Source organism: Campylobacter sp. RM12640 (genome assembly GCF_020137595.1).
Taxonomy (GTDB): Bacteria; Campylobacterota; Campylobacteria; order Campylobacterales; family Campylobacteraceae; genus Campylobacter_E.
The window spans coordinates 20,970-32,370 of sequence record NZ_JACGAU010000010.1 but is presented as its reverse complement, the minus strand read 5'-3'; the positions used below and the strand labels follow the sequence as shown (position 1 = coordinate 32,370).

Below are 11,401 nucleotides of genomic sequence, written 5' to 3'. Positions count from 1 at the left end.
CTTAGTCCTTAAAAATAATTTCATTTGTGTAGGCTTTGTATTTATGCATTGTAAAATCATCATTATCAATTACATCTTGCACCCATTTCCAAGCACTCTCTAGCTCATCTTTTTCATTAAATGAGCTTAAATCTTTATTAATTACATTTAAAAGTAATCTTTCATAAGGTGGCATTTTTTCAATATCACAAATTCCTATTTCAAATTCTTTAAATTCTTCGGCTATTTTTAAAAGGAATTTGATTTTAGGTTTTGGTTGGATTTCTATATACATTTTCCCACCATTTTTAAAGTCAATATCAAAATATACTTTATTTTCAGCCATTCTTTTGCCTGTTGCAAGTTTTATTAAAACGCCTTTATAATTTTCTTGATTTGAACTAGTTTTAATTGATACGAAAGTTTCTGTCCTACTATCTTTAGCCACATTTAATTCGTCTAAATAACTTAAGCTATCTTCATTAGCTTCATATTGAGCTTTAATTACATTTTTAAAATCAATTTTTTCAAGTGAGTTAAAAAATTCAAGCTTAGCTTTTCTAATATTAGTTGAATTAATATCAATCATAAATAAAGCTAACATTTGTAACATATGATTTTGCAACATATCTCTTAAAGCACCGCAACTATCATAAAACTCTCCACGACTTTCAACACCTAAACGCTCTAAAACATATAAATTAATGCTTTTTACATAGTCTTTATTAAGTAGTGCATTAAAATGTGGATTTTGTTTTCTAAACTCAAATAATTCTTTAACCATACTTTTACCAAGATAATGATCAATTCTATAAATTTGTTCTTCTTTATAATATTTTGCTACGCTTTCATTGATTGCTCTGCATTCATTTAAACTCATTCCTAAAGGTTTTTCAAGAACTATTCTAACATTGTCTTTATTCATATTTAATTCGCTTAAATTCTTACAGCAAGTGATGAAAAATTCAGGCGAAATTGAAAAATATATAATAGTATCTTTGCCATCTCTTAAATTGTTTTTAAGTTTTTTAAAATCTTCAAGATTATTAATATCTACGCTCTCATAAGATATTTTTTCTAAAAAATCGTTCCATTTTGTAGTATCTTTTAAATGGATTTTTGATTTGTCGTTTAATTTTTGCTTAAATTCTTCTAAGCTAAGCTTGCTTCTACCTGTAGCAAGTATTTTAAAATCTTCGTGAAGCAAGTCATTTAAAAAGGCTTCATAAAGTGAAGGAAAAAGTTTTCTAAGAGCTAAATCTCCAGTAGCTCCGAATAATAAAAAATCAAAATTAGTTTTCATAAATAATCCCTAAATAAAAATAATTTTTTAAATCTTACTAAAAAGGATTTAACATTAATAACATTTATTTATTTATAATAAATCAAATATTTTAAATGAAAGAAGCTTATTTATGACAAATAAAAAATTATTAGAAATCACTGAAAAGATTATAAAAAGAAGTGAAAAAACTAGAAAAGATTATCTTAATTTAATAGATAATGCTAATGAAAAAATCAATCGCTCAAAGCTAGGTTGTGCTAATTTAGCTCACGCTTATGCAGCAATTCCTGAAAGCGTAAGAGAAAAATTAAATAATTCAAATAGCACTCATTTAGCTATTATTTCAAGCTATAACGATGTTTTATCAGCTCACGAACCTTACAAGGATTATCCTTTAAAATTAAAGCAATCTTGTATAAAAGAAGGTGTAAGCGTTCAAGTTGCAAGCTGCACTCCTTCAATGTGTGATGGTATTACTCAAGGCTATGATGGTATGCAACTTAGCCTTTATTCTCGTGATGTAATAGCTATGAGCACAGCAATTGGATTATCTCATAATATTTTTGATGGGGCGTTTTATCTTGGAGTGTGTGATAAGATAGTTCCTGGACTTTTAATGGGAGCGTTAAGATTTGGACAATTACCTGCTATGTTTATTCCAAGTGGTCCTATGCCAACAGGACTTAGCAATTCTGATAAAAGTATTGCTAGAGAAAAATACGCTCAAGGACTTATTTCTAAGCAAGATTTATTAAATACTGAAATGAAAATGTATCATAGTTCAGGCACTTGCACCTTTTATGGAACTGCTAATTCAAATCAAGTTATGATTGAATTATTAGGTCTTCATATGCCAAATTCTGCTTTTATTAATCCAAATACAAAGCTAAGAGAAAAAATAATTGATTTTAGTGCTAGACATTTTGCAAAAGGTGTAAAAGATAAAAGCATTTTACCAATAGGCAAAATGATAGATGAAAAAAGTATAGTAAATGCAATAGTAGGGCTTATGGCAACAGGTGGCTCAACCAATCATACTTTACACTTAATTGCAATTGCAAAGGCTGCGGGAATTATTATTAATTGGGACGATTTTAATGATATTTCAAATATTACTCCACTTTTAGCTAAGGTTTATCCTAATGGTAAGGCTGATATAAATGATTTTTATGAAGCGGGTGGATTGTCGTTTGTAATTAATGAATTATTAAATAATGGTGCATTACATGATGATGTAAATACTATAGCAGGATTTGGGCTTAGTAATTATACGAAAGATCCTATCTTAAAAGATGATGAAATTACTTATGAAAAATGCCTTGAAAATAGCAGAAATGCTGAAATAATCACGACTTATGATAAGCCATTTAGCACTACAGGTGGGCTAAAAGTTTTAAGTGGAAATATTGGTCGTTCGGTAATTAAAGTAAGTGCTGTAAGCGATGATAATTTATATATTAAACAAAGAGCTATCGTATTTAACGACCAACTTGAGTTAATGAAAGCTTACGAAAAAGGCGAATTAAATAAAGACTTCATAGCAGTTGTAAAATATCAAGGCCCAAGAGCAAATGGAATGCCTGAACTTCATAAATTAATTCCACCTTTAGGGGTATTAATGTCTAAAGGATATAAAGTTGCATTAATTACTGATGGTAGAATGAGTGGGGCTAGTGGAAAAGTTCCTGCAGCAATCCATACAAGTCCTGAAGCCTTGTTAAATGGAAATATTGCTAAGATTAAAGATGGGGATTTGATAGAATTTGATGCAATCAATGGCACTTTAAATGTATTAGAAGATGATTTCTTAACTAGAGAAATTAAGCATATTGATTTAAGCGCAAATGAGTTAGGTAGTGGTAGAGAGCTTTTTAAAGCTTTAAGAAATAGTTGTTTAAGCGCCGAAGAAGGCGGAGTAAGTTTTTAAGGAAAAAATAATGAATGCAAGAGAAATTTTAAAAATAAATCCAGTAATTCCTGTGATAGCAATTGATGATATAAATGATGCCTTACCTTTAGCTAAGGCTTTAGTTTCAGGTGGAGTAAGAGTGCTTGAAATTACTCTTAGAACTCCTGCAGGGCTAAAAGCAATTGAGTTAATTAGTAAAGAAGTTCCTGAAGCAATCGTTGGAGCAGGAACAGTAATTAATGCTAAGCAATATAAAGATGTTGTTAATGCTGGTGCAAAGTTTGCAATAAGTCCAGGTATTACTGAAAAATTATTAAAAGAGATTGATTATAAAATCCCTTTAATAGCAGGTATTGCAAGTCCAGCAGAGCTAATGCTTGGGCTTGAATATGGGCTTGATACCTTTAAATTATTTCCTGCTAGTGTTGTTGGTGGAGTGCCTATGTTAAAGGCTATTTATGGGCCATTTAGTGATGTTAGATTTTGTCCTACGGGTGGTATTAGCGAAAATAATGCTAAAGAATATTTAAGCCAACCAAATGTGCTTTGTGTTGGTGGTTCTTGGCTTGCACCAAAAGAGCTAATAAAGGCTAAAAATTGGGATGAAATCACGAATATTGCAAGAAAAACTTTAGAGTTAAAAAATACTTTATAAGGCTTTATTTATAAGTAGGCTTAGTGCGAAAACTAAGCCTATAAAAATTAAATTCTTTACTTAAAAACATTAGCAAGATTAGAATTTAATTAGCATAAACCAATCAAACAAAAACTTTAATAAAATAATATTTTTAAGTTTAATTGTAAGAATTTTATAAGAAATTCAATTATCAAAATTAAATAATTTTAAGATTTATTTTGTCTTTTTTGTAACTTTTAGATTTTAAAAAAATACTATCATTAATAAATTTTTTTAAGGAGAGATTATGCAAATAAATCCTAATAATAAAAAAGATTTAATGCAAATACTAGGCGAACACGGCTTTAGTAGAAGAGATTTTTTGAAATGGTCTAGTGGAATGGCTACTATGCTAGGACTTGGAGCTACTTTTGCACCAAGTATTGCAAATGCTGTTGAAAATAATGCTAGTAACACCCCAGTAATTTGGCTTCATATGGCAGAATGTACAGGCTGTAGTGAAAGTTTATTAAGAAGTGATGCACCTACTATTGATAGTTTGATATTTGATTATTTAAATATTGAATATCACGAAACTGTTATGGCAGCAAGTGGTCATCAAGCTGATGAGAATTTAGAAAACGCTATTAAAAAACACGCAGGAAAATATGTATTATTAGTAGAAGGTGCAGTTCCTGCAGGAAGCTCTAGCTTTTATCTAACTTTAGGTGCTAAAGGGCATACAGGCGAAGAAATAGCAAAAAATGCCTGTGCTAATGCAGCTGCTATTTTAGCAATTGGCACTTGCTCAAGCTTTGGTGGTATTCAAGCAGCAGCACCAAATCCAACAAACGCAGTTCCGATTAGTAAAATCACAAATAAAAGCGTAATTAATGTCCCAGGTTGTCCGCCTAGTGAAAAAAATATCGTAGGTTCAATCTTACAAATATTATTATTTGGAACAATGCCACTTGATAATTTTAATCGTCCAAAATGGGCATACGAGCATAGAATTCACGATTATTGTGAGCGTAGGGGACATTTTGATGCGGGTGAGTTTGTAGAAAGTTTTGGCGATGAAGGTGCAAAGAAAGGCTATTGTCTTTATAAAGTAGGATGTAAAGGTCCATATACATTTAATAATTGTGCTAAGCAAAGATTTAATCAGCACATAAATTGGCCTATTGGTGCAGGGCATGGGTGTATAGGTTGCTCTGAGCCTGATTTTTGGGATAGTATGAGAACTTACGAAGAACCTTTAAAATCACATTTATTTCAAAGTGTATTTAGCGGAATGGGTGCTGATGCTATGAGTGATAAAATAGGCATTGGTGTTTTAACTCTAACAGGAGTAGCAATAGCTGCTCACGCAACAATTTCAGCAATTAAAAAAGACAAGGAATAAAAAATGCAAAAAATAGTAGTAGATCCAATTACAAGAATTGAAGGACATTTAAGAGTAGAAGTAATAGTTGATGATGCAAATGTAGTAACTGATGCTTATGCAGGTTCAACATTATGGCGTGGAATTGAAACTATTGTAAAAGGAAGAGACCCTAGAGATGTTGGCTTTATGACTCAAAGAATTTGTGGAGTTTGCACTTATTCGCATTACAGAGCAGGTATTGAAGCGGCTGAAAATGCTTTAGGTATAGTTCCACCAAAAAATGCAAAACTTACAAGAACATTAATGAATGCAGCTTTATATATGCACGATCATTGTGTGCATTTTTATCAATTACACGGGCTTGATTTTGTTGATGTAGTGAGTGCTTTAAGTGCTGACCCAGCAAAAGCTGAAGCTGAAGCTTTAAAATGGTGTGATAAGCCTTTAGTTTGTGGTGTAGGAGAACTTAAAGCAGTTCAAGAAAAATTAAAAACATTCGTAGATAAAGGAGAATTAGGAATATTTGCGAATGCTTATTGGGGACATAAAACTTATCGCTTTAGCCCAGAGCAAAACTTAGTAGCGTTAAGTCATTATTTAGAATGCTTAAAAGTGCAAAGAACAGCAGCACAATTAATGGCTATTTTTGGTGCAAAACAACCACACCCACAAAGCTTAACCGTAGGTGGTGTAACTTGCGTTATGGATATACTTGACCCTGCTAGAATTGGCGAGTATAAAACTAAATTCTTAGAAATTAGCGATTTTATTCATCGTGCTTATTTGGCTGATATTAAGATGGCTGCAGCTGTTTATAAAAATGAGCCAAGTGTAATGAATGATGTTGGTGTTGATAATTTTATGTGTGCTGATGAGTTTTATTTAGGAGATGATTATTTATTTAAAGATGGAATTGTAACTAATATGCTAAGCAATCCTGTATTAGGTGCTATTGATGAGAGCAAAATCACAGAAGAAGCAACAAGGTCTTGGTATAAAAACGATAAAGCATTACACCCTTATGATGGCGAACAAGAGCCAAATTATACAGGTCTAAAAGATGAAAAAACTCTAAACGCTAAAGGCGAATTAGAAGATTCTAAAGTATTTGATATGAATGGAAAATATAGCTGGATTAAAGCTCCAAGATATGATAATTTACCTGTTCAAGTAGGACCACTTGCTACTATAGTTGTAAATTATTTAGCTAAAAATCCAATCGTTACAAAAGAAGTTGATGCTTTATTAGCTGAATTAAATATTGAGCTTAAAGACTTACTTAGCACTTTAGGAAGAACTGCAGCAAGAATGATTGAAGCAAAAATAATAAGCGAACACGCACTTAAAGCTCTTGATAGTTTAGTTGAAAATCTAAAAGTAGATCAAAGCACTTGCGCTCCATATAAAATAGATAATTCTAAAGAATACAAAGGTCGCTTTATAGGTAATGCTCCTAGGGGAATGCTAAGTCATTGGATTAGAATTAAAGATGGTATAGTGCAAAATTATCAAGCAGTAGTTCCATCTACTTGGAACGCAAGTCCAAAAGATGCAAATGGTAAAATGGGAACTTATGAAGCTTGTTTAATTGGTCTAAAGATTGAAGATTTAACCAAGCCACTTGAAATTATTAGAAAAATCCATTCGTATGATCCTTGTATTGCTTGTGCTGTGCATGTATTAGATAAAAAAGGTAATAAGTTAGGCGAATATAAAGTAGGAGTTTGATATGAAACATTATGAGTTTTCAATAGGGCTTAGAGCAACTCATTGGCTAAGAGCATTTGCTATTTTAGCCCTTTGTATAAGTGGCTTTTATATTGCTAGTGTGTTTATTGCACCTGATAAATCAACCGAGCCAAATCTATTTATGCAGGCTAAATTTCGTTTCGTGCATAATGTAGCTGGGTTTGTTTTATTAGCTTGTTTTATTTTTAAACTTTATCTTTTTATATTTGATAAACTTAGCAAAAAAGAAAGAGTTAGTATTAAAGATTGCTTTAGTTTAAGAGTATGGATAGAGCAAATTAAGTTTTATTTGTTTTTAGGAAAACACCCACATTTAAAAGGTGTATATAATCCACTTCAATTTGTGAGTTATTTTTTCTTTTATATTGTTTTAGCATTATTAATAATCACAGGTTTTGTGTTATATATTAATGTTTATCACGAAGGTTTTGCTGGTGCAATAACTCCTTTTGTTAAACCATTTGAAGTAATGTTTGGCGGACTTGCAAATGTTAGGATAATTCATCATATTTTAACTTGGGTTACTATGATTTTTGTTGGTGTTCATATTTATATGGCAGTGTTTAATGCAATTAAAGGTAAAGATGGTGCAATGGACGCTATTTTTAGTGGATATAAATACAAATGAGAGTTTTAGTCCTAGGAATTGGAAATATTTTAATAGGAGATGAAGGAGCTGGAGTTATTTTTCTTGAGTATTTTAGGAAAAATCTAGCTCCTAATATTTATATTAAAGAAGAATTTAAAAATCAAGATTCGCATCAATTAGTATTTTTAGACGGCGGGACGATGGCTATGAATTTAGCTCATATAATTGCTGATTTTGATAAAGTTTATGTGATTGATTGTATAAATGCTGATGATTTAGAAGTGGGCGATGTTGTGTTTTTTGACTATGACAAAGTGCCAAGTAATATAAATTATCAAGGAAGTGCTCACGAACTTGAAATGCAAATGATGCTTAATTTTATGAGTTTAGTAGGCGATTTGCCAATTTGCAAAATCTTAGGCATTGTGCCTAAAAGACTTGAACCTATGAAAATATCTTTAAGCGATGAGGTTAAAAAATCTTTTGCTTTAATGCAAAAATGTCTTTTAGAAGAGCTTAAACAAGATGGATTTTTGTTAGAATTTAAAAATGATTTTAGTATAGAACAAGCGATAGAAAATTATAGGAATTTAAGCAGTGTTAATTAGATATGATTTCAAAATAAAATTAAAAGATTTCGGATTATTTTTACTAAAAATTGCCAAGATAAATAATGTAAATTATAAGCTTTATTATGAAGATGATGAGTTTTCTTTAGTTATAGATGATAATGAAGATAAAGTTTTAGCCTTTAATGAATATTTTAAAAAAATACCTTATTTTTTATTTTTAGAAGATTTTAAAATAGAGCTAGAAAATACACAAAAAACAAAAGAATTTGAAATTGAAATTCCAAGATTGCCTTTAAACTTATGTGATGAAGTTTTTGATGATTTAGGTTTAAATGAGTTAGATTATACTAAAACAACAAAAAGTGATTTTGTAATAATTGCTAATTATGAATTATTACAAAAGGCTTTTATTTGTGATAAAAATACTCAAATTTTACTTAATGCTTATGAAAAACCATTTGTGAAATTAGCTTTAAAACCACTTTATAAAAAAGCACATAATTTAGGAGATTTTTTATATGTATCATTTGCTAATAGCAAAAAGCTTTTTAATGAGTTAAAAAATGCAGATGAGCTTTATTTTGTAAAAAAGCCTAAAGATTTATTATTAATAGCTCCTTTTGCTGATACATTTTGTGTAATTAATAATCCGTATTCAAATCAATTATCAACTGCTTTTAATATTGATAAATTAAGCTTTAATGTCCCTAAAAATAAAGATGAATTAATAAAATTATTACTTAGCTTAGAACAAGGCGAAAAATTATTAAAAAATTATCAAAAAAAGTTCATTTTAAATGAGTTTAGTTTAGAAAATAAAAATATATTTTCATTAATAAAATTAGCAGATATTTTGCTAGATTCTGATATTTTAAAAGTAGTGCCAAATACTTATACAAAGGGAGTTAGAATTGATTGTGAGATTAATGAAGATGGCTTAAATGTAGCTAAGTTTATCTCATCAATTATGAGCTTTAGATTAGCAAATGCAGCTTTAATAGAAGTTGGTGTTTTTGAAGCACTTGTTTTAATGATAGGAAAACTTAATGAAAACGAGCGTGAGATTTGTTCAAAGCTTATGAATTATCAGAGTTTTTTAAATTACAATGCGTTTTTAAACAAGCAATTTAAGTTCAGTAAATGGGCTAATTGTGAGTGTTTTAATTAAGCTTAGTGGCAGGGTGCAAGGAGTTGGATTTCGCCCTGAAGTTTGCAAATTAGCCAAAGCAAAAAAGCTAAATGGCTATATCTTAAATGATACTTTAGGAGTTAGCTTAGCACTTGATTGTGATGAAAAAATAGCAAAAGTTTTTATAAAAGACTTAAAACAAATTCTTAAAAAAAATCGTCCATTAGCAAGTATAGAAAAAGTAAAAATAATTAAAACAAATGAAACTTATAATGATTTTGTTATTAAAAAACCAAGCAAAGATAAGCATAATCTAGCAGTGATTTTGCCTGATTTCGCTCCTTGTAAAGATTGTATAAAAGAGCTTAATAATCCTAAATTAAAAAGAAGATTTAATCACGCTTTTATAAATTGCACTAATTGTGGCACTAGATTTAGTGTAATTTCTAAAATCCCTTACGATAGAACAAATACTTCTATGAGTGTTTTTAAAATGTGTAAAAATTGCGATAGTGAATATAATAATCTTAATGATAGGAGATTTTACGCAGAGCCTATTGCTTGTAATGATTGTGGGGCTAAGCTTAATTTTGATTTAGCAAAGGCTGTTAAATATCTAAAAGCTGGAAAAATAGTAGCTTTAAAAGGTGTTGGTGGGTTTAATTTATTATGCAATGCTAATGATTTTAATGCGGTAAATAAATTAAGAATGCTAAAAAATAGAGCTTTAAAACCACTTGCAATAATGGTTAAAGATATAAAAATGGCGAAAAAATATGCTAGTTTTACTAAGTTTGAAGAGCGTATTTTAAAGAGCAAAGAGCGACCTATATTGTTACTAAAAAGCCTTAATCAGAGTGCTTTTAATATACATTTTGATTTTAAAAATATCGGAGTATTTTTGCCAAGTGCTCCAATATTTCATATATTATTTAAAGAGCTTGATTTTGCAATAGTAGCTACAAGTGCAAACAAAAGTGGCGAGATGATTTATTCTAAAAAAAGTGATTTTAAGATTTTAAAACCTGATTTAATAATAAATCATAATAGAAAAATAATTAACAAAATTGATGATAGTGTAGGGCAAGTTGTAGCCAATAAATACCATCATTTAAGAAGTGCTAGGGGCTTTAGACCTTTTTATTACGAGCATAAAATTAAAAAAAATATAAATATCCTAGCTCTTGGAATGGAAGAAAAAAACGAGTTTTTAATATACATAAATGGGTTTTGTATTAATTCGCCTTATATTGGGGATTTAAAGGATATTAGTGTTTATAATCATTTTGTAAAAACTCTAAGATTTTTTGTGAAAAATTATAAGATTAAATTTGATTATGTTTTGTGTGATTTACACCCACATTTCATTCATAGCGAAAAAATAACAAAAGAATTTGAAATAGGAATTAGCAAAAATACAAAGATTATAAAAATCTACCATCACGCAGCCCATGCGATGAGTATTGGACTAAGAAATATTAGAGCATTTTGTTTTGATGGAACAGGATATAAAAACAAACATCATATAAGTGGTGGCGAAGTGCTAGATATTACTAAAAACACTATAAATACAGCCTTTTGTTTTGATGAGTTTAAGCTAGTTAATGTAAAAAATAATGAATTATTAGCTTATAGTATTTTAAAAAAATACGAAATTCCGTGTGAAACTAATCTAAATTATGATATAGCATTGCAAAATTGCACTATAAATACTAGCTCATTAGGTAGAATTATTGATGCTTTTGCCTTTTTAGTTTTAGGGATTAAGAAAAATGAATTTGAAGCACATTCAGGAATGCTTATTGAGAGCTTTTATGATGAAAATATCAAAGATATTTACAAAATTGAGTTTAAAAATAATAAGATTATTTATAAGGATATTTTTGCAACTTGCTTAAATGAAAGCAAGGTTTTAGCTTGTTCAAAATTTATTAATACCATTGTTTATATTATTAAGTTTTTAAGCCCTAACAAAAGGGCGATTTTAAGTGGCGGGGTGTTTTGTAATAAAAGCATTTTAAATCTTTTGCTAAATGATAAAGAATACAAATTCTATACTCCAAAAAATGAAGCGATAAACGATGGCTGCATAGCTTTAGGGCAGTTAAACTATTTCTTAAACAATATGGATTTTAAGGATTAATTTATTATTTATTGTTAAAATCTCGCCTTTTTTTCAAGGAGAG

The 11,401-nt window shown here is 29.6% G+C and carries 9 protein-coding genes; 8 read left to right on the top strand and 1 reads right to left on the bottom strand.

Annotation, left to right across the window (positions count from 1 at the left end; genetic code table 11):
* Position 1: 1 nt before the first annotated feature.
* Complete coding sequence (locus AVBRAN12640_RS05160; protein WP_214120225.1) at positions 2–1,282, bottom strand: glucose-6-phosphate dehydrogenase; 1,281 nt, start codon at positions 1,280–1,282, stop codon at positions 2–4.
* Positions 1,283–1,394: 112 nt separating this feature from the next.
* Between AVBRAN12640_RS05160 and edd the strand changes: the two genes are divergently transcribed.
* From edd to hypF, 8 genes are all read left to right on the top strand, one after another.
* The gene (gene edd / locus AVBRAN12640_RS05155; protein WP_336608670.1) at positions 1,395–3,191 is read left to right on the top strand and encodes a phosphogluconate dehydratase; all 1,797 of its coding nucleotides are present in this window, start codon (positions 1,395–1,397) and stop codon (positions 3,189–3,191) included.
* A gap of 10 nt (positions 3,192–3,201) precedes the next feature.
* Positions 3,202–3,828: a bifunctional 4-hydroxy-2-oxoglutarate aldolase/2-dehydro-3-deoxy-phosphogluconate aldolase gene (locus AVBRAN12640_RS05150; protein ID WP_336608671.1), complete on the top strand. Its 627-nt coding sequence runs from the start codon at positions 3,202–3,204 to the stop codon at positions 3,826–3,828.
* A 268-nt stretch (positions 3,829–4,096) separates the two neighbouring features.
* Positions 4,097–5,194, top strand: a complete 1,098-nt coding sequence (locus tag AVBRAN12640_RS05145; RefSeq protein ID WP_214117931.1) for a hydrogenase small subunit — start codon at positions 4,097–4,099, stop codon at positions 5,192–5,194.
* Between the two features lie 3 nt (positions 5,195–5,197).
* Positions 5,198–6,904 (top strand): nickel-dependent hydrogenase large subunit, encoded by a 1,707-nt coding sequence (locus AVBRAN12640_RS05140; protein WP_336608672.1) that lies wholly within the window; start codon positions 5,198–5,200, stop codon positions 6,902–6,904.
* A 1-nt stretch (position 6,905) separates the two neighbouring features.
* Entirely contained in the window at positions 6,906–7,553 is a 648-nt protein-coding gene (gene cybH / locus AVBRAN12640_RS05135) for a Ni/Fe-hydrogenase, b-type cytochrome subunit (protein ID WP_214120222.1), read from the top strand.
* Positions 7,550–8,122, top strand: coding sequence for a HyaD/HybD family hydrogenase maturation endopeptidase (locus tag AVBRAN12640_RS05130; protein ID WP_214120221.1), 573 nt, complete (start codon positions 7,550–7,552; stop codon positions 8,120–8,122). The genes cybH and AVBRAN12640_RS05130 overlap by 4 nt, the downstream gene beginning before the upstream one ends.
* A complete protein-coding gene (locus AVBRAN12640_RS05125; protein WP_267524024.1) occupies positions 8,112–9,254 on the top strand; it encodes a hypothetical protein in 1,143 nt (380 codons plus the stop codon). Before AVBRAN12640_RS05130 ends, AVBRAN12640_RS05125 begins: the two co-directional genes overlap by 11 nt.
* Positions 9,238–11,358, top strand: a complete 2,121-nt coding sequence (hypF, locus tag AVBRAN12640_RS05120) for a carbamoyltransferase HypF (protein WP_336608673.1) — start codon at positions 9,238–9,240, stop codon at positions 11,356–11,358. Before AVBRAN12640_RS05125 ends, hypF begins: the two co-directional genes overlap by 17 nt.
* Positions 11,359–11,401 lie beyond the last annotated feature (43 nt).

Coding starts and splice junctions, on each gene's coding strand:
- AVBRAN12640_RS05160 (WP_214120225.1), bottom strand. CDS start 1,282: ATGAAAACTAATTTTGATTTTTTATTATTCGGAGCTACTGGAGATTTA.
- AVBRAN12640_RS05140 (WP_336608672.1), top strand. CDS start 5,198: ATGCAAAAAATAGTAGTAGATCCAATTACAAGAATTGAAGGACATTTA.
- AVBRAN12640_RS05150 (WP_336608671.1), top strand. CDS start 3,202: ATGAATGCAAGAGAAATTTTAAAAATAAATCCAGTAATTCCTGTGATA.
- cybH (WP_214120222.1), top strand. CDS start 6,906: ATGAAACATTATGAGTTTTCAATAGGGCTTAGAGCAACTCATTGGCTA.
- AVBRAN12640_RS05145 (WP_214117931.1), top strand. CDS start 4,097: ATGCAAATAAATCCTAATAATAAAAAAGATTTAATGCAAATACTAGGC.
- AVBRAN12640_RS05130 (WP_214120221.1), top strand. CDS start 7,550: ATGAGAGTTTTAGTCCTAGGAATTGGAAATATTTTAATAGGAGATGAA.
- edd (WP_336608670.1), top strand. CDS start 1,395: ATGACAAATAAAAAATTATTAGAAATCACTGAAAAGATTATAAAAAGA.